The sequence below is a fragment of the Vreelandella azerica genome (assembly GCF_013112225.1).
Classification (GTDB): Bacteria; Pseudomonadota; Gammaproteobacteria; order Pseudomonadales; family Halomonadaceae; genus Vreelandella; species Vreelandella azerica.
Genome location: NZ_JABFHI010000002.1, coordinates 315,136 through 340,125, shown reverse-complemented (window position 1 = coordinate 340,125; position 24,990 = coordinate 315,136). Strand labels below are relative to the sequence as shown.

Here is a 24,990-nt window from a genome sequence, read left to right as displayed (position 1 = left end):
GCTCACAGGCGGCTCACAAAGCGCGCAATCCGCTCAATAGCGTCTTCCAGACGCGCCACGTCCGTGGTGAATGCAATACGCACAAACTGCTCACCGCCCTGCACGGCAAAATCAATACCCGGCGTGATGGCCACGTTTTCCTCTACCAGTAACTGCTCGCAGAACGCTTGGCTATCACGGCTATAGCGGGAAATATCCAGCCATAGATAAAACGCTCCTTGAGGCGGCATGTCCGGTGCCAACCCCAGCTTGCTCAAGCCTGCCAACAGCACATCCCTGCGGTTTTTCAGAATCTGTCGACGGTCTTCAAGAATCTCGCGACACTCAGGCGTAAAGGCCGCCAGAGCGGCGTGTTGCGCGGGCGTCGATGCCGCCAGGAACACGTTCTGGGCAAGCCGCGTTAAAGGCTCAACCGCCCCTTCCGGCGCGACCAGCCAGCCCAGGCGCCAGCCGGTCATGCCAAAGTATTTAGAAAAACTGTTAACCACAAACGCATCATCGCTGAGCGACAGCGCAGAGAGCGGTGCATCATCGTAATTCAGCCCCTGGTAAATCTCATCAACTACCAGGTGGCCTTCCCGTTGGCGCACCGCTTGCTGCACGGCCTGTAACGCCTCAGCACTCAGCGTGTGGCCTGTCGGGTTGGAAGGCGATGCTAGCATGGCCAGCCGGGTAGCTGGCCGCCAGTGAGCCGCTATCAGGCTGGCGTCCAGCTGCCAGCCGGTCTCACGCCCGACGGGCACAGCATCCACCTCGGCCCCCGCCAAGGCCATGAAGTGCCGGTTACACGGATAATTCGGGTCCGCCATTAACACCCGGTCACCGGCCTCTACCAATAGCTGGCTGGCCAGTAGCAAAGCCCCTGAAGCACCGGGCGTGATCAGAATCCGTGACGGATCAACCTTCGCCTGAAAATGCCGCTCATAGTGCTGTGCGATAGCCTCACGCAGGGCAGGCAGACCAGCGGCCGGCGTGTAGCGCGTCTGCCCCGCGGCTAGCGCCGCCTGCCCGGCAGCCATCACCGGTTCAGGTGAGGGAAAGTCAGGCTCACCCACTTCCAGGTGAATCACATCATGCCCGCTCGCTTCGCGTGCCTGGGCCATTTCAAGAAGGTGCATCACTCGAAAAGGGGCGACCTTGGCGACGCGCGAATTCCACACCATGCTGACTCCTTAATGTCTGCCCGCCATATTGCCGACTTTGTTTTCAATGACAATCCCCGTCAGACTCGACAACAGAGGCGGTCATGAAAGCGGTCACGAGACCAGTAAGCAGGCGGTTATGAGATAAACCATCATATAAAAGCAGCTATTATGCTTGCAAAAAAGAACATTTCAGCTAAACAAGCATCCTTTTGGCACGCGATCATTACCTCGCGGATGGTTGATAAGCCATCATTTTGGTAGTCATTTATGTAGGGGGCAGTCCCATGCCAGTAGCGGAAAAGAAAGCGGAAGCGTCCAAATCATTCACTCCGTATGAGTCGCAAGCGGGTGAAGAGTATATGAACGAGCAGCAGCTAGAGCACTTCCGTCAGCTTTTGCTCGACTGGAAGCAGGATTTAATGGAAGAGGTCGACCGCACAGTGCGTCACCTGCAGGAGGACGCCAACAACTATGCCGACCCTGCGGATCGCGCCACCCAGGAAGAGGGGTTCAGCCTGGAACTGCGCACTCGGGATCGTGAACGCAAGCTGTTGAAAAAGATCAATGAGACGCTCGACAAGATTGATGAAGACGATTACGGCTTCTGTGAGGCCTGCGGAGTGGAAATCGGCATTCGCCGCCTCGAAGCACGCCCAACAGCCACCTTGTGCGTCGATTGCAAGACGCTGGCTGAACTCAAGGAAAAACAGCTCGGCGGTTGATGCCATCACCGCACGACGGGCGGGCACCTGCGCAAGGTGCCCGTTTTTGTTTGTTGAACCGTCATCCGCAAAGGCGACACTATGCTCATGCCTTCATTCACCGCCTACCGTGGCCGCTTTGCGCCTACTCCGTCCGGCCCCTTGCATATGGGGTCATTAGTAGCAGCGCTAGGCAGCTACCTGGATGCCCGTGCCGCTCAAGGTGAGTGGCTGGTGCGCATTGAAAACATTGACCCGCCTCGCTGCCCGCTCGGCGCAGCAGACACCATATTGCACCAGCTGGAGGCCTTTGGCCTGCACTGGGATGGTAACATCAGCTGGCAACATCAACAGGGCGAGGCCTATGCACAGGCACTGGAAAAGCTGAAGGCCCAAGGGCTAGCCTACCCGTGTAGCTGCTCGCGCAAACAGTGGCGTGATCATGCCATTTATCCTGGCTGGTGCCGTAATGGCGTACAAGCCCCTGGACAGCCGGTTGCCTGGCGCCTGCGCAGCGACCTTGGCCAACGCCCAGTTAACTGGCAGGATCGCCTGTTTGGTTCGCAGACCCACGACCCGGCGGAATACGGCGATGTGGTGCTACAGCGCAAGGATGGCCTCTGGGCCTACCAGCTCGCCGTGGTGGTTGACGATGCCCATCAGGGCATCACTGATGTAGTCAGAGGTATCGACCTGCTGGACAACACGCCCTGGCAACGCCAGCTGCAGGTGGCATTGGGCTACCCCCAGCCACGCTACCTGCATCTGCCCTTGGTCGTGACCCAAGAGGGCCAGAAGCTCTCCAAGCAGAACCTGGCACCGGCGCTGGCTGACAACACCCACGCCATTCGTCAGCAGCTGTTCAAGGCGCTGCAGCTACTCGACCAGTCCCCCCCGTCGAGCTGACCAATGCCACTGTCAGCGAACAGCTGGCCTGGGCTATTGAGAACTGGCAGGTCGCAAAACTGAAGGCTGAGCCACACCGCTACGCCTGCTAGCCTTCACTCAAGGAGTCGCCGTGTACGTTTATCGCATAGTGCTGTTTCTGGTGTTTAGCGGCTATCTGCTGTCGCCTCTGCTGATGAATGGCTGGGGCAACCCGGATATCGCCTGGTACCGCCCCTTTCTGATCTGGGGTAGCCTGATTGCCTTGACCATCTGGCTGGAACAGAAAAGGAAGCTGGATGAACGTTGAATCAATGACGCTGGATACTTCTCTACTGCTGTTTTTAGGCATCGGCTATCTGGCGCTGCTGTTTGTATGTGGCACGGCAGCCGAGCGCGGCTGGATCCCCGTGCGGCTGCTGCGCCATCCGGTTGTTTACACCCTGGCACTCGGCGTTTACGCCAGTGCCTGGGCGTTTTATGGCAGCCTGGAACTGGCCGCCCATGCCGGGTTTGGCTATCTCGCCTATTATCTGGGTGCTGCAGGTGCCTTTCTGCTGGCCCCTGTATTGCTAGTGCCCATTCAGCGCATCACCCGCACCTATCAGCTTGCCTCACTGGCCGATCTGTTTGCTTTTCGCTTTCGTTCGCGCTGGGTGGGTACTCTGGTGACCCTGATCAGCCTGCTCGCCGTGCTGCCTTTGCTGGGGATACAAGTCAAGACCCTGGGTGATGGCATTGATATGCTCACCGGCAGCCACCAAGGCTCTGGCATTGCCTTGGTTTTCTGCCTGATGATTGGCGCTTTTGCGGTCTTTTTGGCGCTCGCCACAGCGACCAGCATGCTCGCCACGACACGCTGCTAGCGACCATTGCCCTGGAATCGATTGCCAAACTGACGGCCATACTGGTGTTGGGGGCGTCGCTTTGTGGGGCGTTTTCGACGGGCCACAGCATGTACAGCAATGGTTGGCCAACGAAGGTCAGGCGCTGCAGCAACAGACACCCAAACTGGAAGCGGCTCAATGGCGTACTTTCCTGCTGCTGTTTTTGCCGCTGCCTTCCTGATGCCGCACCTTTTTCATATTACCTTTGCAGAAGGGCTATCACGCCAAACGCTGCTACAGGCCAGCTGGACACTCCCCTTGTTTCTGCTGTTGATGGCGCTCCCCGTGCCCGTGATCTGGTGGGCCGCCCAATCACAAGCCGAGATACCCATTGAGCTTCCCGCCTATGCCATTTACATGGTCAGCGAACATAGCGGGGTGCTGGTACTGGCCTTTATCGGCGGGCTTGCCGCCGCCAGCGGCACCATGATTATTATTGCCCTGGCACTTTCCGGTATGGTGCTCAACCATATTGTGCTGGTAGCACGTCCGCCGGAAGCGCGCACGGATCTTTATGGCTGGTTACGCTGGCTGCGTCGCGCCCTGATTATCGGCGTTATTATCAGCGGCTGGCTGTTCTATCAAAGCGTCAGCCACCAGCCGGATCTTTCTACCCTTGGGCTCGCCGCCTTTGTTGGCATGGCTCAATGTCTGCCCGGCATGCTGGCCCTGCTGTATTGGCCGGGCGCCAATCGTAATGGCGTCATTACTGGCCTGGTGGCCGGGATGAGCATCTGGCTATGGGGGTTATGGCTACCTCTGTTTGTTGATCTTCCCCTGCCCAGCCTGCCGTTTACGCCGCTAACGCCTGCGGATGCGCCGCTGTGGTACCAGATCACCCTGCTCTCCCTGTCGATTAATATTCTGCTGCTGATTTGCGTTTCGCTGTTCAGCCGCACCTCTGACGGCGAAAAATCCGCCGCTGAAGCCTGTTCCGTTGACGCCGTGATTCGCTCCAAGCGCATGCCGCTGGAAGCCGTCACGGTGGCCGATTTCACCCTGCATCTGGCCCAGGCCCTGGGCGACGAGGCTGCCAGCCGCGAGGTCAACCGCGCCCTTCAAGCGCTCAATCTTGATGCTCAGGAGCGCCGACCTTACGCATTGCGGCGCCTGCGCGACCGCATTCAGGCCAATCTTTCAGGCTTGATGGGGCCTTCTGTGGCGCGTGATATCGTCGACCGCTACCTGCCCTACCGCCATGATGACCTTCCAGCGACCGACGATATTCACTTCGTTGAAAGCCGCCTGGAAGCTTACCGCTCTCGGCTGACCGGCCTGGCCCGCGAACTCGATGGGCTACGTCGCCATCATCGCCAGACCCTGGCTTATCTGCCCGTGGGGTTATGCGTCTTTGGCGATGACGATGAACTCTTGATGTGGAATAACGCCCTGACCGAGCTTTCCGGTATTAACGGCGACAGCATCATTGGCTCACGCCTGGACAGCCTTCCGCTGCCTTGGTCAACCCTGCTCGGCAAGGCGTTGCACAGCGAGGCCACGCCGCTTTACAAAGAGCCCGCTCACCTGCATGGTCAAGACTACTTCCTGACCTTACATACGGCGCAATTAAGCGGCTACGACAGCCGTGGTGGCAGCGTGGTGCTGATTGAAGATCACAGCGAAATGAAACGCCTGGAAGATGAGCTGGTTCATGCCGCACGCCTGGCATCGATCGGCCAGCTAGCCGCAGGCGTGGCCCATGAAATCGGCAACCCGATTACCGGCATTTCATCGCTGGCACAGAATTTACGCTATGACACGGAGGATCCGGCCCTGCTGGAAACCGCCGACCATATCCAGCAGCTGACCCAAAGAGTCACTCGAATCGTCAATACCCTGGTCAGCTTTGCTCACGGTGGCCACCAGGCCTTGCCGCTGCCTTGCGAACCGGTCAACCTGTCAATGATCAGTGAGGATGCCCTGCATCTGATCCACCTGGCACGCAGCAGCGACGATGCCCGCTTTATCAATACCTGCCCAGAGGATATTGTAGTGTGCGGCGATGCCCAGCGGCTTACCCAGGTCATGGTCAACCTACTGAGCAATGCTCGGGATGCCTGCCAGTCAGATGGCCAGATACAGATTAGCGCCGGCATCACTGAACAACGCGCCTGGTGGCAGGTGCGCGATAATGGCAGCGGTATTGACCCTGCCATCAGCGATCGTCTTTTTGAACCCTTCACGACGACCAAGCCGGCCGGCAAGGGAACCGGGCTGGGGCTGTCACTGGCTTACCAGATCATCAGTGAGCATCAAGGCAGGATTGATGTTGCATCGCCGCCGCCCGGACATACTTGCGGCACAGCCATTACCCTATGGCTGCCACTTTACCAACAGGATGATGTGAAGCCCCATGCCCAGGATTCTGATTGTTGAGGATGAAGCCATCATACGCAGCGCGCTCAAGCGCTTGCTGGAACGTAACGACTACGACGTCACTGAGGCAGGCAGCGTTGAAGAATGTCATGACCTGGAGCTGCTTGACTACAGCCTGATCATTAGCGATCTGCGCCTGCCGGGAGACCCTGGAACCGCGCTGATAGAGCGCGCCACGCCGGTACCCGTACTGATCATGACCAGCTATGCCAGTATGCGCTCGGCAATCGAATCGCTTAAACAGGGCGCGGTCGACTATATTGCCAAGCCGTTCGACCACGCTGAGCTGCTTGAAACCGTTTCCCGCATTCTGCATCAGCAATCAATTCGCCAAAGTCCGGCACCGGATATTACTGATGAGGGCGGCGGCCGCCAGACCATGGTGGGTAATTGCGATGCCATGCAGCAGGTCTACACCCGCATCCGCAAAACCGCCCCTGCCGATGTTAGCGTGCTGATTCAGGGCGAATCCGGTACCGGCAAGGAGCTGGTGGCCCGCGCCATTCACCAGCAAAGCAAACGGGCAAACGCAGCCCTTATCTGCGTCAACTGCGCGGCGATTCCTGAAACCCTGATTGAATCCGAGTTATTTGGTCATGAAAAAGGTGCCTTTACCGGCGCCAGCGCAGCGCGCACCGGCCTGGTGGAAGCGGCCGATGGCGGCACCCTGTTTCTGGATGAAATCGGTGAGTTGCCGCTAGATGCTCAGGCGCGTTTGCTGCGCGTTCTACAGGAAGGTGAAATTCGCAAGATCGGTTCGGTGGAAACCCGCCATGTCGATGTGCGCCTGATTGCGGCAACGCACCGCGACCTGCGTTCACTCTCGAAAAGTGGCGAATTCCGGCTTGATCTTTACTACCGGCTCAATGTCATGCAGATTGCCCTGCCACCTCTGCGTGAGCGCGACGACGATATTCTGAAAATCGCCGACATCCTGCTCGACAAAGCTTGCCAGCGGCATGACCGCCAGGGTTTGCGGCTTTCCCGTGCGGCCCGCCAGGATTTACGCGACTACCCGTGGCCAGGCAATGTCCGCGAGCTTGAAAATGCTCTTGAACGCGGCGTCATTCTGGCTGAAGGTCATCTGATTCACCCTGATGACCTCGGCCTTGCCCTTCACCCCTCGCACAGCCGCGGCCCCGTCACCCCACCCGCCATCAGGCACCTCAGAAGAAGAAAAAGCAGCGACCCGAACGCCGACAACGATTTATCACTTGAAGACTATTTCCAACATTTTGTGCTCGAACACCAAGATCAGATGAGCGAAACCGAGCTGGCTCAAAAACTTGGCATCAGCCGTAAAAGTCTATGGGAACGCCGCCAACGCTTAGGGATTCCACGCAAAAAGGCGCCTCGCCGTCCTGACTGAGGCTGGGAGGCCAGGAAGTATTGGCGCTTTTTTATCTGGTTTTTTCAGCGTTGCCCAAAAATCTATGACCAAGGTCTACTTCACCTCTATCAAAAAATACTATGGCCCCAAAACGCTGCACCAAGGTGTTACCTCACCACACAACGCGCGCACAAAAATAGCTTCCAGCCAGTAACACTGCTTACTCCAAACGCTCGCATCGCCAGCCCAAAAAACAATAACTGATTGTTTATATTGATATTTAAATTCTTTGGCACAGCGAGTGCAACTAATACGAGCAAGAAAAACAAATTACCTAATTGAGTCGTGTGATTGTCGTCACCAACAAAAACAACGTCTGACAGCACACATGCTTGAGCCATAACAAAAACAATTTCGGCCAAGCCTGCAAGCGCTACACCAACAAGAACAACAGGTAGACATTGCAATTTGCAGCGTTCGTATAGTCCATAACCAACAAGAACAAGAATGGATGTACAGAAAATCGCTGCAATAGGCTCAAATTTAGACGCGATGTGCGCTGTCTGAAATAACAATAACAAATCAGGCCATACGTACGACTCGGCACCAACAAAAATAATACGCTGGGTGAATAAAATCGCGGTTGGATTATTGTTTTGAATACGAGGCGGTTGGAACTAGCAACATTGGAATTGGCTGTAGCATAGCCACCATCAACTGCGTTGCGTATTCAGGGCGATGTGCCATCACGAAAAAGAATAGCCGCAAGGACGCGGATTGTGGGCACGTAACAAGTGCTTATTGAAAAGGGGAAGGCCAGATGGCCTTCCCTTTCTGCATTTTATGGGACCTGAAAAAGCCTTGTACATTTGCCTCAACGTTTCTGCATCACGTCCTTCGACTCACCGCTGTCCCAGAATGTTTGTAGCCCCAGCTCTACGCCTCTTTAGCGCTCCTTAACTGGGCTCATGCTGAATATAACGCTTGGCCAGCCACGCTTATTGGCATTCATCGCTGCATGGCACTTTGCAAGCTAGAAGGCGTCGGCTACACTCAATGACTTTCTTACATAGCCTTACAGATGTTTGACAGCCGTGCATCGGTGTAGCTTTTTTGACCATCGCTCATGATGGGTGGCCAATCTAACCCAGCCAGCCGCTGGGTGGTTGACCTTAATGACCACACTGGCTGTTATTCACTCTGAAGGATTGACCTCTTCCCTGAACCACCCGGGAGTCCATTTGAAATCGCTGTACGACACCCAAGCGCCGCCACGCACCCCTCACAGGCGCATATCATTCCTCGCGATGAGCACCCTGTGTCTCGCCAACATATCAGCGAGGCAGCACTGAAAGTACTCTATCGCCTGGACGGTGCTGGCTTTGAGGCCTATCTGGTGGGCGGCTGCATTCGTGATGCCATGCTCGGCAAAATGCCCAAGGACTTTGATGTTGCTACCAATGCAACGCCAGAACAGGTGCGCGGGCTGTTTCGCAACTCGCGCCTGATCGGCCGCCGGTTCCGGATTGTCCACGTCCGCTTTGGACGTGAAGTCATCGAAGTCACTACCTTTCGTGGCAAGCCGCAGGACGAACACGGTCAGCACCTGGCGCAACAATCTGACGATGGTTTGCTGTTAAGAGACAACGTATGGGGCAACATCGAAGAAGACGCGCTGCGCCGTGATTTCACCGTTAATGCACTGTATTACAGTATTGCTGACTCCAGCATTCATGATTTCGCCAATGGCATGCAGGATATTGAAGCCCGCACCCTGCGCCTGATTGGTGATCCGGCAACACGTTATCGAGAAGACCCAGTACGCATGCTGAGAGCGGTTCGCTTTGCCGCCAAACTTGATTTCACGCTGGCAGATGACACCGAAGCGCCAATTTACGAACTGGCCCCGCTATTATTGCAGATTCCTCCTGCGCGGCTGTTTGATGAGGTACTCAAACTGTTTATGGCCGGGCACGGCCTGATGACCTTCCGCCTGCTAAGCCATTATGACCTTTTCGGCATGCTGTTTCCTGAATCCGAAGAAGCCATGGCCGATGCCGCCTGGGCAGAGCGCCTGATTGAGCAAGCACTGACCAACACTGACAAACGTATCGCTGAGGGCCGCCCAGTGACGCCCGCCTTCCTGCTGGCGGCTTTCCTCTGGGCACCGGTGGTACATCGCCAACAGCAGCTTGAAAGCGAGGGGATGCCGCCTATTCCTGCCTTACAGACGGCCGCCCAGCAGGTGATTTCCCGCCAGCTGCAGCACACGTCCATTCCCAAGCGTTTTGGTATGCCCATGCGCGACATCTGGGAACTCCAGGCGCGTCTTGCGCAACGCGGTGGCAAGCGTGCTTTCCAGACCCGTGAGCATCCACGCTTTCGGGCCGCCTACGACCTGCTGCTATTGCGTGAACAGGCGGGGGAAATACCCAGCGGACTGGGAGATTGGTGGACAGCCTTTCAGGAAGGTGATGAACATCAACAGCGCAGGCTACTACAAAAAGTCGGCAGCGACCCCGCCGACCAAGGCAGTGGGAACAAGAAAAAACGTAAACGGCGGCGCAAGCCTAAAACCGATGCCTGACAACGGCAGAGAGCATGAGATGCCCATTTTTTCGCGCGCCTACATCGGGCTAGGCAGCAACCTTGACCAACCTGTCGAGCAGGTTCGTCGAGCGCTTGATGAACTCAACCAACTGCCATTGACGCGCCTGGTATCGGCTTCACCACTTTATTGCAGCTCTCCCATAGGGCCGCAGGACCAGGATGACTTTATCAATGCGGCGGCGGCGGTGGATACGCAACTCTCACCCCTGGCCCTGCTGGATCAACTGCAGGCACTGGAACAGCGCCACCGCCGTCAGCGTGAAAGACGCTGGGGGCCTCGCACTCTCGACCTTGATCTGCTGCTGTTTGATCAGCTTGACCTTGATCATCCGCGTTTGCGGCTGCCGCATCCTGAAATCCGCGCTCGCCGCTTCGTGCTTTGCCCTTTGCAAGACATTGCCCCTCAGCTGACGCTTTTCGAAAAGTTGCTGTCCCACTGGTTGAACGCTCTTCCGCAAAGCGACAGTGTTACGCTGCTGGACTGATCCAGGCCTGTTGGCAGTGGCACGATTCCAGCAGGTATGTTGAAGCGCCCTCGACAGCCGTGACATATTCAGGTAACAATTGTCGGCTATGCCACCAAAATGCCTGTCAAGGCGTTAACCTATCCAGCGCATTGCGCTGGCTGAATGCAAAAATACGAGAGCACGCCATGAAAACCGTCACCCTGAGCACACTGCAAGCGTTCAAGAACGCTGGCGAAACGTTCAGCTGCCTGACCGCTTATGATGCTTCCTTCGCTCATGCCGCAAGCCAGGCCGGTATCGAAGTCCTGCTGGTCGGCGACTCATTGGGCATGGTACTACAAGGTCATCAGAGCACCCTTCCCGTGACGCTGGAAGATATCTGCTACCACACGCGCTGCGCGGCACGCGGCAAGGGTGCCAGCCTGCTTATGGTGGACTTGCCCTTCATGAGCAACTCAACAACAGAGCGCTTACTGGAAGACTCTGCCGCCCTGATGCGCGCGGGAGCCGAACTGGTCAAAGTTGAGGGTGAGGCCTGGATGGCCGATGGCATACGCGAACTCACTCGGCGAGGTGTGCCTGTCTGCGCTCACCTTGGGCTGACACCGCAAACCGTCTACCAGCTAGGTGGCTATAAAGTACAAGGCCGAGAAACCGCGCAAGCCCAGCAGATCCTTGAAGACGCCAAGACTCTGGTTGATGCAGGCGCCTCCGTGATTCTTCTCGAGTGCGTCCCTGCCGCTCTAGGCCAAGCCATTACCGAGGCCCTTGATGTCCCCGTCATCGGCATCGGTGCGGGCGCCGGAACCGACGGCCAGATTCTTGTCATGCATGATATTCTGGGGGTTACCCATGGCCGCACGCCGCGCTTCGTCAAGAACTTCATGGCTGAGGCAGGCAACATTCAGGAGGCTTTTGAGCATTATCATCAAGCCGTCAAGCAGCGCACCTTCCCCGCCGCTGAACACTGTTTTTAACAACGGTTTTTAACAACGGTTTTTAACAACGGTTTTTAACAACGGTTTTTAATAGCAGTTTAAAAACGCCTCCGAAATCGGTTATCCATCTATAGTCGGTTCGTCATGTTCCAAGCGGGTGTTTACTATGGAGCATGATTGAGCTGTAATGCGACGGAGTTGATATGCGTACCTTGCGCGATATACCTGCGCTGCGTCATGCGTTGGCGGAATACCGTCAACGGGGTCAGCGCATTGCCCTGGCACCCACCATGGGCAACCTGCATGCAGGGCATCTGGCACTAATTGAGAACGCACGTCAGCATGGTGATGTGGTCGTTTCCAGCCTGTTCGTTAACCCCATGCAGTTTGGGCCAAATGAAGACCTTGACGCCTACCCGCGCACCTTTGAAGCCGACCAGCAAGCGCTGGAAGCGGCTGGCTGCGATGTCCTTTTCGCCCCTATAAGTGAAACGCTGTACCCCAACGGCACCAAGCAGCAGACCTATGTGCATGTACCCAGCGTCAGTGAGGGGCTTTGCGGCAGCTCGCGCCCCGGCCACTTCGACGGCGTATCCACTGTGGTTACCATGCTGTTCAACCTTGTTCAGCCGGATATCGCCCTGTTCGGCGAAAAGGATTACCAGCAGTTAGCGGTCATCCGCAAGATGGTGGCCGACCTGCATATGCCTATTGAGATCATCGGCGTGCCCATTGTGCGTGCCGACGACGGCCTGGCATTATCATCACGTAACGGTTACCTGAGCGCAGAAAACCGGGCAAAAGCACCTGCTCTGTATAAAACCCTGTGCGATATGCGTCAGGCACTTGAGGCGGGCGGGGTTGAATTCAGTGCCCATGACCACGATTATCGTCAACAGGTACTACAACAGGGGCGTCAGGCGCTGTATGATGCCGGCTTTGAGCTTGATTACCTCGAATTGCGTGATCGCACCCTGGGCCCTGTTGAACCAAACACCCGCCAGGCTATTCTGCTTGCAGCAGCCAGACTTGGCGATACACGGCTTATCGATAATCTTGACGTCTTGCTTCCTGCTCCAACAGACACTTCCGCTGCCGCTGATACGGCAACAGCGCGGTAACAGAGGAAATCCTCATGCATACCATCATGCTTAAAGCCAAGCTCCACATGGCACGCGTCACCCATGCTGTTTTGAACTACGAAGGCTCCTGTGCCATCGACGGTGACCTGCTCGATATGGCAGGCATCCGTGAAAACGAACAGATCCAGATTTACAACGTTGAAAACGGTGAGCGTTTCACCACTTACGCCATCCGTGGTGAAGAAGGCTCCCGCCTTATCTCTATCAATGGCGCTGCAGCGCATCTGGCAGGCCCTGGCCATCGCATCATTATCTGCAGCTATGCACATTACAGCGAAGCCGAGCTGGATAATCATCAGCCTGCCCTGGTGTATCTGCAGGAAGGCAACCACGTCAGCCATACCAGTAATGCCATCCCGGTTCAGCTGGCCTGATAAAGCCTGAGCCTTTCAGGCGATGCTACTTTTTTAAACCTGCACTACCCAGTATCTTTCTGATTAGCGGGCCGTTTTTACGGCCCGTTTTTATTTGCTGCCAAAAGTGTATTGCCGCATTGCACAAGCTTCACCTATGCTAGGAACGCCTATTAACAAAAATGCCGATATGGCATCGTGACATGCTACCTAGGAGTTTTACTATGCAAGATGTGGTCATTGTTGCAGCTCGTCGTACCGCCGTTGGCGCCTTCGGTGGGTCGCTTGCTGGTATTCCTGCCAGCGACCTTGGTGCACTGGTCATCAAGGATATCCTCAGCACCACAGGTGTTGCGCCGGAACAGGTCGATGAAGTCTTGCTTGGCCAGGTACTGACAGCCGGCGTTGGCCAGAACCCGGCGCGCCAGGCTGCCATCAAGGGCGGCTTGCCTGATGCGGTTCCCGCCATGACGATCAACAAGGTCTGTGGTTCCGGCCTCAAGGCACTGCACCTGGCGACTCAGGCGATCCGCTGTGGTGACGCTAGCGTCATTCTGGCCGGTGGCCAGGAAAACATGTCAGCGTCTCCCCACGTACTGCCCAATTCCCGTAACGGCCAGCGCATGGGTGACTGGAAAGCGATTGACTCCATGGTTCATGATGGCCTGTGGGATGCGTTCAATAACTACCACATGGGCATTACTGCCGAAAATCTGGCAGAAAAATACAGTATCACCCGTGAAGCCATGGATGAGTTTGCTGCCGCTTCACAACAGAAAGCTGCTCAAGCCATCCGTGATGGTAAATTTAAGGGTCAGATCGTGCCGGTGGAAATCCCCCAGCGCAAAGGCGATCCCATCGTTTTTGACACCGACGAAAACCCGCGTGAAGTCAGCGCGGAAAAACTCGGCGGCATGCGCCCGGCCTTCAAGAAAGATGGTACCGTTACTGCCGGTAACGCGTCGTCATTGAACGACGGTGCTGCGGTTGTCATGCTTTGCTCGGCTGAAAAAGCCAAAGAGCTGGGCCTTGAGCCGCTAGCGCGCATCGCGGCCTACTCCAACGCAGGCGTTGACCCGGCCATCATGGGTATCGGCCCGGCACCGGCGACCCGCCGCTGCCTGGAAAAAGCCGGTTGGAGCATCGACGACCTTGACCTGGTAGAAGCCAACGAAGCCTTTGCTGCCCAGGCGCTTTCCGTCAACAAGGAACTTGGCTGGGATGTTAGCAAGGTCAACGTCAACGGCGGTGCCATTGCACTGGGTCACCCGATTGGCGCTTCAGGCTGCCGTATTTTCGTCAGCCTGCTGCATGAAATGATTGCCCGCGACGCCAAGAAGGGCCTTGCTACCCTGTGTATCGGTGGCGGCCAAGGCGTGGCACTGGCCATCGAACGTTCGTAACGACACTTTTTCTAGCATTGTTTTAGACATTTAAACGCCATGCCCCCGCTGCTACCAGCGGGGGCATTTTATTTGCTGGATAATATCTCCTGACATGCGCAAGCGAAGTCGTTAGCGTGAAGCAATATTAGCCACGAATACCAGGATCAGGATGAAAATGACCGCTAGAACCAGAGCGACGATAATATAAGGCGTCGCATTACTCTGGTTATTATCGCGCTCCAGATTACTGCGCTTTTGAACCCCGAACATAGCGGCCAGCACACTACCCACTACCTGGCGAAAACTCGGCTTGGCGGATGGGGGCGTCTTATTATCATTTTTCGACATTTTGCGTTCCTGCTGTTAAGGCCTTTTAACGTTTACTCACTGCCGCAACAGAGGCCCTATTCCCTATCAGGTTTCAACCGCATTTAGCGGTTTACGTAAGCGGTAGCGTTTTAGCACTTCGCCGCCCCGTTCCACCATCTGCTCGTTCAAGTTAGCCCAGCCGCGGCGGCACAGACGGTCTACCAGCATTTCACTGGCCTCTATCTCAATCGCTGCGTGACCATCCTCTAGCAGGAGACGTTCGGCATGAATCAACAGCGTAGTACCGATACCCCGCCCCGCCAACGACGGCCATACATAAAGGGTTTCGACTCGCCCGCTGCGCCCATCCAGCTCGATAAAACCAACGCAACGGTTATCACTGGTCGCCACAAGCGTTGTGTAAAGCAAATGGCGCGCCGCCCAGGCGCTGGCTTCACGGGGCAGCACGTTAGCCCAAGCGCGACGCTGCGCCAAGGTATAGTGGTTTGAGGCTCCTTGCATCACCGCATGATAAAAAACCTCTGCCTGATCAGCAGCATCACGCATCAAGGCCTGACGATAAACAATCCGTGATGTTGTTTTCGCGAAAAGTGGAGCCAACACGTCTGCCATCTTTGCCTCTCCTGTTAGTATCAAAGCCGGAGCCAGGATCTGTGGATATCACACAGTGCATGGACATCAAGATGTTTGTTATCTTAAAAGTATCAGACAATCAAAAAATAATGATTCAGCTTATACTGATAAGCGGCTATCTGCCAAGCTGGGTCTTCAGCCACCCTATTTCTCAACCAGATCATTAAACGCCATGTCTGAACCGAATAACGTCCTACATTTCAGCTTATCACCGATTGGCTATATCAGCAGTGATTACCCGGACAAGTTTGGCGTGCCACGCCAACCTGGGTTGGTAACCGCCGCCAGTGCTATTCTTACCCTTGTTTCCCCGTTTAATGATCCACTTTGCGTACGCGGCTTGGAAGATTTCAGTCACTTATGGATCAACTTTATTTTCCATCAAAACCCTGAACGCTGGGCACCCATGGTTCGGCCACCCAGATTAGGTGGTAACAAGAAAGTGGGCGTATTTGCCAGCCGTAGCCCCAACCGCCCCAATCGGCTAGGGCTATCGTTGGTCGCCCTTGAGCGTATTGAGACTACGAAGGGAGTTCGATTACATCTGAAAGGCGCCGATCTTGTCGACGGTACGCCAGTTGTCGATATCAAGCCCTACCTGCCTTGGGCAGATGTTCACCCGGAAACCTGTGCCGGTTTCGCACCAGAACCACCCAAGGTTCTCAATGTCAGCTTTTCAACAGCATCGGAAAGTACGCTATATTTACGTCAAGACGGTGAAGAACTGCGTGAACTGATTCGTCAAGTAGTCAGCCAAGATCCGCGCCCTGCGTATCATGCTAACGATTCAGATCGAATCTATGGCATGCCCTTACGAGATGTGAATGTGCGTTTCCATGCCGTTCAACGAGAAGATGGCAACGTCGAGATGCATATTAACATCATTGAACCCCTGGATTAATCCAAGGGGCAGGCAGGTAAACTAAGAGTAAAGTGACTGCCTTCGCCCAATTTGCTTTTGCACACGATGCTACCGCCATGCTTTTCGGCAACGGCTTTTACTAATGCCAGCCCTAAACCATGGCCTTTGGCAATATTGGCACTATCACTACGCTGAAAATCTTCAAAAATGCGTTCTATATCGGAATCGGCAATCCCCACACCGTCATCTATGACCTCCAAGGTCGCCCATTGCTCATCAGCGCTAACACATACCTGTACCCGGCCATTTTCACGACCGTATTTCAGGGCATTTTCTATCAGGTTGAAAACAGCACGAGCCAGGTAGCCTTTATCGCCTAGAACAGGGGCACCATCCTCATGGTTGAACTCGCTACTCACCTCAATCCGCTTTGAGCATGCCAGCGGGCGCACCTGATCAAGCACTTCCATCACCAAGTCTTCAAGCAGAATAAAGTCATGCTCAAAGCGAAAAGACTTAGCTCGGGTCAAGCCGATAAAGTCATTGATCATACCCAGGCTCATTCTCAGGCTCAGTTCAACCTGTTCATAAAAACTTGCTTCAGGTAGCGCATTTTCAGGCTCCTGCTGAGCATCAATAAGTGCCAAGGCACGGGTCTGAGGCGCTTTCATGTCATGAGAAAGAAAACTCAGCATACTAGCACGTTGGGCTTCAATCGCCACTTCACTGGTCAGGTCGACCAGCCACACCAACCAACCACCGCCCATGACGCTGGTCGATGTCGTCAAACGCCCCATTTCCAGCCGGTAGGTGCTACCATCGACGTCCCTGCACAACCCCCGTCAGCACTGAGGGGGAATCTTCACCATCAAAGGCAGTGGGTGGCCATAGAGCAGCAAACTCGCGCTCTTCCTCAAAGCTAACCACTTCCGGCAGATCTTTAATATGTTGAACAGGCTTAGCACGCTCACCATTTTCTCCCAGCATCACAGCTTTGCGGTTTGCAAGGAGTACCGAGCCATCTTCGTTGAGGATAAAAATAGGTAGCGGCAGAGAATGCATCACATCCAGTATTAAACGCCGCCCCTGAACAAGGCGGGTTAGGGCAAACTCCAGCGATTGTAGCTGCTGATAGAGCTTTCCCCCTTCATTCGGCGCCAGAACCTGCCGATAAGGTAGAATCGGCGGCTCACGGTAAAGCAACTTCAGCTCCTGCTCAAACCAGGATAACAGCGTGGCCTGGCTGCGCCAGACAATCACGACAAACGCCAACCCAAGAGCAATCAGACTGGCAGAAGGCGGCCACCACCAGCCCGAACCAAGGGCAAAGAGCGAGCCAACCACTGCCACCCCTGAAAGCAAGATGACAATTCCCAGCATAAAACGAAAGCGTAACCACCAAGCCAACAGCATCAGCATAATAATTGGCAACCCAGCCAGCACAGCACCTGTGAGTGGCGGCACCGGATAAATCAGATTATCGTCACGCAAGGCATCCAGCAGATGAGCATGCACCTCTACGCCAGGCATCAACTCACTCGAAAGCAATGACATATTGTAACGATCTCCCATGCCCAGAGCCGTCATACCCACCAGTACAATACGGTCTTTCAGGAAAGATTCTGGCAAACGCCCTTCCAATACGTCATGGTAAGACACCGATGGGTAATGCTTGGGCCAACCGCGATAAGGAATACGCACAGGGGTGGTATCCAACGCCTCAGCAGGGATACCCGCTACACTGGCCATTAACTGCGGCCAGATGACATCATCGCGCGCTTCTTTCAACACCACTTCACGAGCCACGCCATCACTATCGAGGGATATATTAATGTGACCCACAGACGCTGCCGCTAACATCAAAGCAGGTATCGGCATCAAGGTATCGCGGAAGGGGGCACCAGAGGTGCGTTCGGGTAACAAGGCAAGAGGGATATGGACATTACCATGCGCCTTCATGGCTTCTACCAGTAGCTGGTCTTGCTGTGAGTCTCGGCTCGACTCAATCAGCAGGATATCCAACACCACCGCTGACGCACCCGCCGCATCAAGCTTTTCAACCAGGCGCGCATGAATATCACGCGGCCAGGGCCAGCGTCCAAACCACTGCAAGCTCGGTTCGTCAATCTCAATAATCAGGATATCCTGAGAAGGCGGAGAAGACTGGGACGATAACCAGGTATCATATAAGTAGTTATCAGAGAGCAATGGAGAGATACTGTAAATCAGAAAAGCAAAGGGAAGCAGAAGGCTTACCGTTGCCCACCAAGTAATCACAAAGCGCCTATGAAGTGCCTGCGTTAGGTGGACACCGGAAGACTGGTAATTATCCTGAGGCATCAAGCAGGCCGCTATCAATAACGCTGGTAATATTACCCTTGTCATCCAGCTTGACCACTCGCCAGTAGACTTCTCCACTCGGCACTTGACGTAACAATACTGCTCCTGTGGTGGCAGGCGGATAGCTAATCAGGGGCTGGTCAAAAGATTTATCAAATGCCAGTTCTAGTTTGTGAGGAGTATTATTCTGGCGCTTCCAATCAAAGCGCCATGCATCGCCTTCCCGAGTGACGGTCACACCGGTTGAGAAATGCGGAATCAGGCGTTGGGAATATTCCCCCACTACACCTTGGTTTCCAACAGCGGCAACACGCAGGTAATAATCCCCAACAGGAAGCTCAGGAAAAATAAACTCTGGCGCGGTGCTACGCTGATCGGCAATCACATCTAACGACTGAGCATCCCGAGTTAACTGTGCCCGATAACCGCTTGCCGGTGCTATCGGTTTTACTAGCACCTCCAAATCGCCGCCTGCCAGGGACGTTACACTCAACAGTTGCGGCGCTGCCAACAACCCGACAACATCAATATCACCTTGTTGGGAAATTCGCGTTCCCTGCCCTGCAGCAACCTGAGCGCGCTCAGACATTTGCTGGCTCTGCACAGCGACCTTGCCTTCATAGACTGAAGACAGCACCGCAGCATCACCATAACTCACTGTAAAGCGCGTACCACGCACGCCGAGTACGCCGCTGGTCGTTTGAATGTTGTAAGGTCGACCAGAGTTTTGCCGAGAAGGTACCTGAGACTCAACCTCACCCTTTACGAGAATCAGGCGGATACCACGCTCACCGTCACGGTTTACCATCACGCGGGAGTTGGAAGGTACTACAGCACGCGCGCCATCACTCATTTCAAGCGTCAGTGAGGCCCCTCTGCCCGTTTCGACGATATCGCCTTCATCAACAGCAATGCCTTGTTCAAGCGCCACCTTGCGGCCACCCTCAATAAGCCAAGCGTCACCGTAAAGGTATAGCACTGATAGAGGGAAGGCATCCTGCAGGGTTAGATCGACTAGGGTATTCGGCTGTAACAGCACCGGCTCATCAATGGTATTGACCTGCTGCAGAAAATACCACTCATAGGGGTCATCAAAATAAAATTTGGCAATATCCCAAAGGGTATCGCCAGGCATTACCCTATGCACTTTAGGTCTGTCTTCATCTTGACGAACAGTATCTGACACGCCTGAACCAGGCAGACTCAAGGTAGAATCAAGAATACTGGTTTCAGCCATGCTGGATGGTTCATCCGTTGCAAACAACGGCGAAGACAAAAATAGCAAAGAAGTGACAGAAGCAAAGGCAAATTTACCAAAAGAAAAACGTGAAGCCTGTAGGCAAGTAAACCTCAGCGTGTCGCGGATGACATGATGAATTTTCTTCATGATAACTCCAAGTGGTTACAAACCGAGGGAGTGTTGTTGGAACGCACTTTTTGCCTGAAAAACACACTATCAGAGAAACAAATGTAAACAAAAAAACAATAATGTAAAAATTGTGTATTTATTATTCAATTAGGGTGTTGGAAACCCAGCCCAACATAGGCCCTTGCTCACCATCAAAATGCACCTGACTCCAGCCATCATTGCTGCCCAGCACATAAACAGTGACACCACGCTCCAACTGAGCTATGCGCTCAAAATCAGTACTATTACCAGCACGAATATTAACTCGGCTAGCGGCTATTTGCTTTTGCGTGAGGTTTTGTCGACTAATAGTAACATTTTCCAATGCTAGCTGATTACCACCACGAGCCGCATTGACAAACCAGAAAACGGCCCAGGCATGGTTACGTTCAACGCCGCTTCCCCGAGCATACATGGCGCCAAGATTGTTCTGAGCGAAAGGGTCATCTTGTTTAGCTGCGCGCTCATACCATTCAAAGGCACGCGTAAAGCTCTGCTCAACGCCACGCCCATTTTCATAAAGGCTCCCGATGTTGTTCTGGGCCGGCACATGGCCCTGCTCTGCAGCCAGCGAAAACCACCGTGCTGCCAATGCAGGGTCTTCATCAACACCCTTCCCTTCAAGATACATCAGACCCAACTGGAACTGAGCGGGAACGTTTTCTGCTTCGGCGGCGCGCTGTAACCACTCAATTGCATCTTCAGGGCCCTTGCCGTCAATTTCTTCACGTATAAAAAGTCCAGCAAGCCGCACCTGCGCATCCACTTCGTCGTTATCCGCCGCTAATCGGTACCACTTATAAGCTTCCTCCATATTCTGGCCAACGCCCTGCCCACGCTCAAACATCATGCCCAGCGCAAACTGGGATTCGCCATCACCACGCTCAGCAGCAGTACGCCACTCATGCACTGCAGATGCAAAATTGCCTTTCTGATATTCACCTAAACCTTTGTCATAGTCAGCATGAACTGGCTTTGCAGATAAGGCAGCCAAAATTCCCACAATAGCAACACTAAAAACAACTTTCGGCCGTCGGGTAAACATCATGGGGTGAGGTCTCTTTAATGTTGTTACTAATAGACTGAACTGAAAGGCCGTAAATCATAGCTCCCGAACAAGCCATATCCGAGAGCTATGGAAAGCTTGTTACTTAACTGGGGGAATATTCTTAACTACTTCAGCTAAGATACGCGCATAGGTGTTACGCGCCGTTTGGGCAATCGCCATCTGATCCTGCATACGCTGCATTTCTTGGTCAGTAACGCGCAGGTTCTGTAACTGCTCACGGCCTTTCTGGCCCAGGCTTTCGAGGGTATATTCCTTACCGTCGATGATAATGGTTGGCTCCTGGCTGTTCTCACCGACGGCCACCGCCTCTTGCTTAGCGGTGACTCTGTTTTCAGCGGCGTTACTTTCAGTCATATTGTGCTCACTCTGGTTTTCAGTTGCTTCTGCTTTAGTGCTTTTACGACGGGTGGTGCGAGGCTTGCTCATTTGAGTTCTTCCCTGTTACTAGAATTCAAAAACAAACGTTTAAAATAATGAACAGGCATCCGTTTATGCTGTCGCTTCAATTTCTTATTCTTCACTAGCGTCAGCGGCTTCTTCCTGAGCAGCGACGTTGATTCGTTCGTGCGTCAACACACATAAAACGCCGGCCTGGGTTTGATGGATCTGGTAATTGGTATCGCAATAAAGTGCCATAGTGTTCAGCAAGCGGCTTTCTCGAACCAAGGGGTTCTGAACATCAGCTTCGCTCAGGGCCAGACGCGCCATAAATAGTTCACCTTCTGGGCAGTCCAACGCCTGTTCATCGCTTGAAGCAACGCATACAGTTCCCTGGTTAACCCGAGCACTTTGATTTTTATCACTGTCCTGTTCAGCCAGCGCATTAACGCTGACAACAGAAAGCACAACTGCTGCAATCACTGACAGTGTGAAGGTGGCGATATAACCGAATAATTTCATCACTTTTCCTTTAGAATGAATCTCACTGACGATGAGACAACTAAGTGCCTATGCAATAATTATAGGGTATAAAGATGTAACTCAACGAGGAGATACATCATGTCCAAGCCGTTACGCTTCATCTCTTTGACACCAGACCAACAGCGCATTGTAAATAACGCTTATCAGTACGGTGAAAAGCGAGCCTTACGCCGTCGCGCTCATGCCATCTTATTGAGCCATAAAGGGCACACGATCAATCAAATTCGTGACATTCTCGGGGTCAAGCGCGATACGGTATCGACATGGCTATCCCAGTGGGAAGCAGACGGTATTGACGGTCTGCAAGACAAACCCCGCGACGGGCGGCCAAACCTTCTCAATGATGGCGAGATAGCGTTATTGCAGCAGCTTGTTGAAGATCATCCTCATCAGTTGCCGGTGCTGCATGCCAAGTTTCAAGAAAAAACCGGGAAAGTGGTCAGTCGAGATACCCTACGTCGTGCTCTAAAAAAAACGGTAACAGTTGTAAACGTGTTCGCTACTCGCTGAAGGCACGGCGTGACGAGACAGATTTCCGCAATACGCAAGGCCTGATCAACGCATTGAAAGAATGGGAAGACAGCGGCACCTGTGATCTTTACTTCTTTGATGAAACTGGATTTTCGCAGTCTTCATCACTGCCTTATGCATGGAGCCCAATAGGGCAACCCTGGGAAGTCACTGCTTACTCTCATAGCAAGAGATTGAATGTATTAGGTTTTTATCCAGAAAAGGGATGTTCTTTCATCATATGACAATGGACACGGTGAATAGTGAAACGGTTATAGAGGCGTTTGACCAATTTGCAGCACAGAAAGATCCTGATGCCTTCGCTGTTGTTGTGCTAGACAATGCCAAAATGCATCACTCCAAGGCATTTCGACGGAAAATCATTGATTGGATGACCCACCGTATTCACCTGATTTATCTGTCGCCATACTCGCCTGAGTTGAATCTGATCGAAATTCTTTGGCGTGAAATCAAATATCGCTGGTTACCACTGACGGCCTATAGCTCTTTCGATAGGCTCTGTCAGGCGGTGAAAGGCGTCTGTAACGGTTATGGCGTAGATAACACGATAACTTTTGCATAACTACTTAATACATAGCGTATTTTTTATGCTAGGATCTTTAGGGTTTGTTGACGTTTCTTTGAACAGAATAGGCCTAGCAAGCCTTTCTTAAGTGCCTATGCAATAATTATAGGGTATAAAGATGTAACTCAACGAGGAGATACATCATGTCCAAGCCGTTACGCTTCATCTCTTTGACACCAGACCAACAGCGCATTGTAAATAACGCTTATCAGTACGGTGAAAAGCGAGCCTTACGCCGTCGCGCTCATGCCATCTTATTGAGCCATAAAGGGCACACGATCAATCAAATTCGTGACATTCTCGGGGTCAAGCGCGATACGGTATCGACATGGCTATCCCAGTGGGAAGCAGACGGTATTGACGGTCTGCAAGACAAACCCCGCGACGGGCGGCCAAACCTTCTCAATGATGGCGAGATAGCGTTATTGCAGCAGCTTGTTGAAGATCATCCTCATCAGTTGCCGGTGCTGCATGCCAAGTTTCAAGAAAAAACCGGGAAAGTGGTCAGTCGAGATACCCTACGTCGTGCTCTAAAAAAACGGTAACAGTTGTAAACGTGTTCGCTACTCGCTGAAGGCACGGCGTGACGAGACAGATTTCCGCAATACGCAAGGCCTGATCAACGCATTGAAAGAATGGGAAGACAGCGGCACCTGTGATCTTTACTTCTTTGATGAAACTGGATTTTCGCAGTCTTCATCACTGCCTTATGCATGGAGCCCAATAGGGCAACCCTGGGAAGTCACTGCTTACTCTCATAGCAAGAGATTGAATGTATTAGGTTTTTATCCAGAAAAGGGATGTTCTTTCATCATATGACAATGGACACGGTGAATAGTGAAACGGTTATAGAGGCGTTTGACCAATTTGCAGCACAGAAAGATCCTGATGCCTTCGCTGTTGTTGTGCTAGACAATGCCAAAATGCATCACTCCAAGGCATTTCGACGGAAAATCATTGATTGGATGACCCACCGTATTCACCTGATTTATCTGTCGCCATACTCGCCTGAGTTGAATCTGATCGAAATTCTTTGGCGTGAAATCAAATATCGCTGGTTACCACTGACGGCCTATAGCTCTTTCGATAGGCTCTGTCAGGCGGTGAAAGGCGTCTGTAACGGTTATGGCGTAGATAACACGATAACTTTTGCATAACTACTTAAAAGGATTTTATAGCCAAACAAAGTGTTAACTTTAATGACTTAAAAAGCACTAATATGACTATAAAAATAAAAGGACGCTTGACTGCATTAATTATCAATCGTCCTGCCTTTTCCAATTTTTAACGTTGTAGTTCGTTCACCGTAATTTCAACCCGACGGTTAGGTCGCAAGCACTCAGTCACTGCCGCAGTTGCACGTGTACCTGAGCACTCCACCACCGGATCGGCGTCACCTCGGCCAATGGTGTCAATATTGCGGCGCATAATCCCCTGCTCAGATAGATAACCCGCCACCGTATCCGCACGAGACTGGGAAAGACGCATATTATAGTCTTCACTACCAAAACGGTCCGTGTAACCAGCAATCATCAACCCTGGCAAGGTAAAGTCAGTTAGTGTCTGCTGCGCAACACGATCCAGGGCACGACGACCCTCCAGCGTCAGCTCATCACTATCGAAATCGAACAGCACATCACCAGAAAGCGTCAGCAGGCGCTCTTCCTCCACCTCTTCTACTTCGATTGGTACCAACAGCGCAGGGCACTGCTGGTCGCGCCAATGCGTGCTTTCCAAGGCCATATCGTCGTCGTAAATCACTTTATACTGACAGGTCAGGTAATCATTGCCTTCACCTGTATAGAGGTTGAAGACGTAGTCCCACTCACGCACCCCGAAAAAGCCTTCGCTGAAATGCGGGTCGCCTAGCAGCTGGCGAACCTGATGCTTGCTCTGAGTTTCACGAATACGCAGGATAGCCTCAGGTTCAACGAACTTCCCGCCGTCGTACCATTTGTCGTCCAGAGCCGGCCAGCCATCGCCAGCTTCTACCAGGTCCGTCCGGTCATTATTGGGCGGGCTAGCACAGCCTGCCAAGGTAACGATTGCCGCCATACCGGCGGCCCCAAGGGCCGCCTTAAACATTGGATTAGTGTGCATTGTATGCTCCCG

23 protein-coding genes and 5 pseudogenes are annotated in these 24,990 nt (G+C 53.5%); 17 read left to right on the top strand and 11 right to left on the bottom strand.

Annotation, left to right across the window (positions count from 1 at the left end):
• Positions 1-2: 2 nt before the first annotated feature.
• Positions 3-1,163, bottom strand: coding sequence for a pyridoxal phosphate-dependent aminotransferase (locus HLB35_RS05665; protein WP_171701838.1), 1,161 nt, complete (start codon positions 1,161-1,163; stop codon positions 3-5).
• A gap of 266 nt (positions 1,164-1,429) precedes the next feature.
• Between HLB35_RS05665 and dksA the strand changes: the two genes are divergently transcribed.
• The 5 genes and pseudogenes from dksA to HLB35_RS05640 all read left to right on the top strand — a co-directional run bounded on the left by dksA (position 1,430) and on the right by HLB35_RS05640 (position 7,363).
• Positions 1,430-1,867, top strand: a complete 438-nt coding sequence (dksA, locus tag HLB35_RS05660) for an RNA polymerase-binding protein DksA (RefSeq protein ID WP_171701837.1) — start codon at positions 1,430-1,432, stop codon at positions 1,865-1,867.
• Between the two features lie 87 nt (positions 1,868-1,954).
• Positions 1,955-2,844, top strand: a pseudogene (gene gluQRS / locus HLB35_RS05655) (tRNA glutamyl-Q(34) synthetase GluQRS).
• A gap of 20 nt (positions 2,845-2,864) precedes the next feature.
• Complete coding sequence (locus tag HLB35_RS05650; RefSeq protein ID WP_171701836.1) at positions 2,865-3,041, top strand: hypothetical protein; 177 nt, start codon at positions 2,865-2,867, stop codon at positions 3,039-3,041.
• A gap of 4 nt (positions 3,042-3,045) precedes the next feature.
• Positions 3,046-5,994: pseudogene (locus HLB35_RS05645) on the top strand (ATP-binding protein).
• Positions 5,972-7,363, top strand: coding sequence for a sigma-54-dependent transcriptional regulator (locus tag HLB35_RS05640; protein WP_171701835.1), 1,392 nt, complete (start codon positions 5,972-5,974; stop codon positions 7,361-7,363). Before HLB35_RS05645 ends, HLB35_RS05640 begins: the two are co-directional and overlap by 23 nt.
• Positions 7,364-7,491: 128 nt before the next feature.
• Here HLB35_RS05640 and HLB35_RS05635 read toward each other — a convergent pair whose 3' ends face one another.
• Positions 7,492-7,899, bottom strand: coding sequence for a hypothetical protein (locus tag HLB35_RS05635; RefSeq protein WP_171701834.1), 408 nt, complete (start codon positions 7,897-7,899; stop codon positions 7,492-7,494).
• A 600-nt stretch (positions 7,900-8,499) separates the two neighbouring features.
• Between HLB35_RS05635 and pcnB the strand changes: the two are divergent.
• The 6 genes and pseudogenes from pcnB (at position 8,500) to HLB35_RS05605 (ending at position 14,237) form a co-directional block, all read left to right on the top strand.
• Positions 8,500-9,911, top strand: a pseudogene (pcnB, locus tag HLB35_RS05630) (polynucleotide adenylyltransferase PcnB).
• A 19-nt stretch (positions 9,912-9,930) separates the two neighbouring features.
• Positions 9,931-10,419 (top strand): 2-amino-4-hydroxy-6-hydroxymethyldihydropteridine diphosphokinase, encoded by a 489-nt coding sequence (gene folK, locus HLB35_RS05625; RefSeq protein ID WP_171701833.1) that lies wholly within the window; start codon positions 9,931-9,933, stop codon positions 10,417-10,419.
• 167 nt (positions 10,420-10,586) lie between these two features.
• On the top strand, positions 10,587-11,378 hold the full coding sequence (gene panB / locus HLB35_RS05620; protein WP_171701832.1) for a 3-methyl-2-oxobutanoate hydroxymethyltransferase: 792 nt from the start codon (positions 10,587-10,589) through the stop codon (positions 11,376-11,378).
• 164 nt (positions 11,379-11,542) lie between these two features.
• Entirely contained in the window at positions 11,543-12,460 is a 918-nt protein-coding gene (gene panC / locus HLB35_RS05615; RefSeq protein WP_171701831.1) for a pantoate--beta-alanine ligase, read from the top strand.
• 14 nt (positions 12,461-12,474) lie between these two features.
• Complete coding sequence (gene panD, locus HLB35_RS05610) at positions 12,475-12,855, top strand: aspartate 1-decarboxylase (protein WP_171701830.1); 381 nt, start codon at positions 12,475-12,477, stop codon at positions 12,853-12,855.
• A 203-nt stretch (positions 12,856-13,058) separates the two neighbouring features.
• On the top strand, positions 13,059-14,237 hold the full coding sequence (locus HLB35_RS05605; RefSeq protein WP_171701829.1) for an acetyl-CoA C-acetyltransferase: 1,179 nt from the start codon (positions 13,059-13,061) through the stop codon (positions 14,235-14,237).
• 111 nt (positions 14,238-14,348) lie between these two features.
• Here HLB35_RS05605 and HLB35_RS05600 read toward each other — a convergent pair whose 3' ends face one another.
• Entirely contained in the window at positions 14,349-14,567 is a 219-nt protein-coding gene (locus tag HLB35_RS05600; RefSeq protein ID WP_171701828.1) for a DUF2970 domain-containing protein, read from the bottom strand.
• Between the two features lie 66 nt (positions 14,568-14,633).
• A complete protein-coding gene (locus HLB35_RS05595) occupies positions 14,634-15,161 on the bottom strand; it encodes a GNAT family N-acetyltransferase (protein WP_171701827.1) in 528 nt (175 codons plus the stop codon).
• Positions 15,162-15,354: 193 nt separating this feature from the next.
• On the opposite strand from HLB35_RS05595, the gene tsaA reads away from it, so the two are divergent.
• The gene (gene tsaA / locus HLB35_RS05590; RefSeq protein ID WP_171701826.1) at positions 15,355-16,083 is read left to right on the top strand and encodes a tRNA (N6-threonylcarbamoyladenosine(37)-N6)-methyltransferase TrmO; all 729 of its coding nucleotides are present in this window, start codon (positions 15,355-15,357) and stop codon (positions 16,081-16,083) included.
• On the opposite strand, the gene HLB35_RS05585 is transcribed toward tsaA, so the two are convergent.
• The 3 genes from HLB35_RS05585 to HLB35_RS05575 are packed head-to-tail and all read right to left on the bottom strand — an operon-like array spanning position 16,080 to position 19,621.
• Complete coding sequence (locus HLB35_RS05585; RefSeq protein WP_171701825.1) at positions 16,080-16,880, bottom strand: sensor histidine kinase; 801 nt, start codon at positions 16,878-16,880, stop codon at positions 16,080-16,082. The two genes, tsaA and HLB35_RS05585, sit on opposite strands and share 4 nt — an antisense overlap.
• A complete protein-coding gene (locus HLB35_RS05580; protein WP_171701824.1) occupies positions 16,858-18,384 on the bottom strand; it encodes a CHASE2 domain-containing protein in 1,527 nt (508 codons plus the stop codon). Before HLB35_RS05580 ends, HLB35_RS05585 begins: the two co-directional genes overlap by 23 nt.
• On the bottom strand, positions 18,371-19,621 hold the full coding sequence (locus HLB35_RS05575; protein WP_171701823.1) for a FecR family protein: 1,251 nt from the start codon (positions 19,619-19,621) through the stop codon (positions 18,371-18,373). The genes HLB35_RS05580 and HLB35_RS05575 overlap by 14 nt, the downstream gene beginning before the upstream one ends.
• On the opposite strand from HLB35_RS05575, the gene HLB35_RS05570 reads away from it, so the two are divergent.
• Positions 19,620-19,757, top strand: coding sequence for a hypothetical protein (locus HLB35_RS05570; RefSeq protein WP_171701822.1), 138 nt, complete (start codon positions 19,620-19,622; stop codon positions 19,755-19,757). The two genes, HLB35_RS05575 and HLB35_RS05570, sit on opposite strands and share 2 nt — an antisense overlap.
• Positions 19,758-19,892: 135 nt before the next feature.
• On the opposite strand, the gene HLB35_RS05565 is transcribed toward HLB35_RS05570, so the two are convergent.
• The 3 genes from HLB35_RS05565 to HLB35_RS05555 all read right to left on the bottom strand — a co-directional run bounded on the left by HLB35_RS05565 (position 19,893) and on the right by HLB35_RS05555 (position 21,761).
• Positions 19,893-20,840 (bottom strand): SH3 domain-containing protein, encoded by a 948-nt coding sequence (locus tag HLB35_RS05565; protein WP_235937002.1) that lies wholly within the window; start codon positions 20,838-20,840, stop codon positions 19,893-19,895.
• A 99-nt stretch (positions 20,841-20,939) separates the two neighbouring features.
• A complete protein-coding gene (locus tag HLB35_RS16420) occupies positions 20,940-21,287 on the bottom strand; it encodes a DUF6447 family protein (protein ID WP_216601456.1) in 348 nt (115 codons plus the stop codon).
• An 84-nt stretch (positions 21,288-21,371) separates the two neighbouring features.
• Positions 21,372-21,761, bottom strand: a complete 390-nt coding sequence (locus HLB35_RS05555) for a hypothetical protein (RefSeq protein WP_171701821.1) — start codon at positions 21,759-21,761, stop codon at positions 21,372-21,374.
• Between the two features lie 99 nt (positions 21,762-21,860).
• On the opposite strand from HLB35_RS05555, the gene HLB35_RS18785 reads away from it, so the two are divergent.
• The 4 genes and pseudogenes from HLB35_RS18785 to HLB35_RS18240 all read left to right on the top strand — a co-directional run bounded on the left by HLB35_RS18785 (position 21,861) and on the right by HLB35_RS18240 (position 24,035).
• Complete coding sequence (locus tag HLB35_RS18785) at positions 21,861-22,292, top strand: helix-turn-helix domain-containing protein (protein ID WP_171703276.1); 432 nt, start codon at positions 21,861-21,863, stop codon at positions 22,290-22,292.
• A gap of 53 nt (positions 22,293-22,345) precedes the next feature.
• A pseudogene (locus tag HLB35_RS18780) lies at positions 22,346-22,875 on the top strand (IS630 family transposase).
• 146 nt (positions 22,876-23,021) lie between these two features.
• The gene (locus HLB35_RS18250; RefSeq protein ID WP_328731156.1) at positions 23,022-23,423 is read left to right on the top strand and encodes a helix-turn-helix domain-containing protein; all 402 of its coding nucleotides are present in this window, start codon (positions 23,022-23,024) and stop codon (positions 23,421-23,423) included.
• Between the two features lie 82 nt (positions 23,424-23,505).
• Positions 23,506-24,035: pseudogene (locus tag HLB35_RS18240) on the top strand (IS630 family transposase).
• 127 nt (positions 24,036-24,162) lie between these two features.
• Here HLB35_RS18240 and HLB35_RS05540 read toward each other — a convergent pair.
• Positions 24,163-24,978: an OmpA family protein gene (locus HLB35_RS05540; RefSeq protein WP_171701820.1), complete on the bottom strand. Its 816-nt coding sequence runs from the start codon at positions 24,976-24,978 to the stop codon at positions 24,163-24,165.
• Positions 24,979-24,990 lie beyond the last annotated feature (12 nt).

What these genes read in the sequence shown, in the direction of transcription:
- HLB35_RS05575 (WP_171701823.1), bottom strand. Translation starts at nt 19,621, where the DNA reads ATGGCTGAAACCAGTATTCTTGATTCTACCTTGAGTCTGCCTGGTTCA.
- HLB35_RS05640 (WP_171701835.1), top strand. Translation starts at nt 5,972, where the DNA reads ATGCCCAGGATTCTGATTGTTGAGGATGAAGCCATCATACGCAGCGCG.
- HLB35_RS05580 (WP_171701824.1), bottom strand. Translation starts at nt 18,384, where the DNA reads ATGCCTCAGGATAATTACCAGTCTTCCGGTGTCCACCTAACGCAGGCA.
- dksA (WP_171701837.1), top strand. Translation starts at nt 1,430, where the DNA reads ATGCCAGTAGCGGAAAAGAAAGCGGAAGCGTCCAAATCATTCACTCCG.
- HLB35_RS05540 (WP_171701820.1), bottom strand. Translation starts at nt 24,978, where the DNA reads ATGCACACTAATCCAATGTTTAAGGCGGCCCTTGGGGCCGCCGGTATG.
- folK (WP_171701833.1), top strand. Translation starts at nt 9,931, where the DNA reads ATGCCCATTTTTTCGCGCGCCTACATCGGGCTAGGCAGCAACCTTGAC.
- HLB35_RS16420 (WP_216601456.1), bottom strand. Translation starts at nt 21,287, where the DNA reads ATGAGCAAGCCTCGCACCACCCGTCGTAAAAGCACTAAAGCAGAAGCA.
- HLB35_RS05665 (WP_171701838.1), bottom strand. Translation starts at nt 1,163, where the DNA reads ATGGTGTGGAATTCGCGCGTCGCCAAGGTCGCCCCTTTTCGAGTGATG.
- panC (WP_171701831.1), top strand. Translation starts at nt 11,543, where the DNA reads ATGCGTACCTTGCGCGATATACCTGCGCTGCGTCATGCGTTGGCGGAA.
- HLB35_RS05600 (WP_171701828.1), bottom strand. Translation starts at nt 14,567, where the DNA reads ATGTCGAAAAATGATAATAAGACGCCCCCATCCGCCAAGCCGAGTTTT.
- panB (WP_171701832.1), top strand. Translation starts at nt 10,587, where the DNA reads ATGAAAACCGTCACCCTGAGCACACTGCAAGCGTTCAAGAACGCTGGC.
- HLB35_RS05605 (WP_171701829.1), top strand. Translation starts at nt 13,059, where the DNA reads ATGCAAGATGTGGTCATTGTTGCAGCTCGTCGTACCGCCGTTGGCGCC.
- HLB35_RS05570 (WP_171701822.1), top strand. Translation starts at nt 19,620, where the DNA reads ATGCTGGATGGTTCATCCGTTGCAAACAACGGCGAAGACAAAAATAGC.
- HLB35_RS18785 (WP_171703276.1), top strand. Translation starts at nt 21,861, where the DNA reads ATGTCCAAGCCGTTACGCTTCATCTCTTTGACACCAGACCAACAGCGC.
- panD (WP_171701830.1), top strand. Translation starts at nt 12,475, where the DNA reads ATGCATACCATCATGCTTAAAGCCAAGCTCCACATGGCACGCGTCACC.
- HLB35_RS18250 (WP_328731156.1), top strand. Translation starts at nt 23,022, where the DNA reads ATGTCCAAGCCGTTACGCTTCATCTCTTTGACACCAGACCAACAGCGC.
- HLB35_RS05595 (WP_171701827.1), bottom strand. Translation starts at nt 15,161, where the DNA reads ATGGCAGACGTGTTGGCTCCACTTTTCGCGAAAACAACATCACGGATT.
- tsaA (WP_171701826.1), top strand. Translation starts at nt 15,355, where the DNA reads ATGTCTGAACCGAATAACGTCCTACATTTCAGCTTATCACCGATTGGC.
- HLB35_RS05555 (WP_171701821.1), bottom strand. Translation starts at nt 21,761, where the DNA reads ATGAAATTATTCGGTTATATCGCCACCTTCACACTGTCAGTGATTGCA.
- HLB35_RS05565 (WP_235937002.1), bottom strand. Translation starts at nt 20,840, where the DNA reads ATGATGTTTACCCGACGGCCGAAAGTTGTTTTTAGTGTTGCTATTGTG.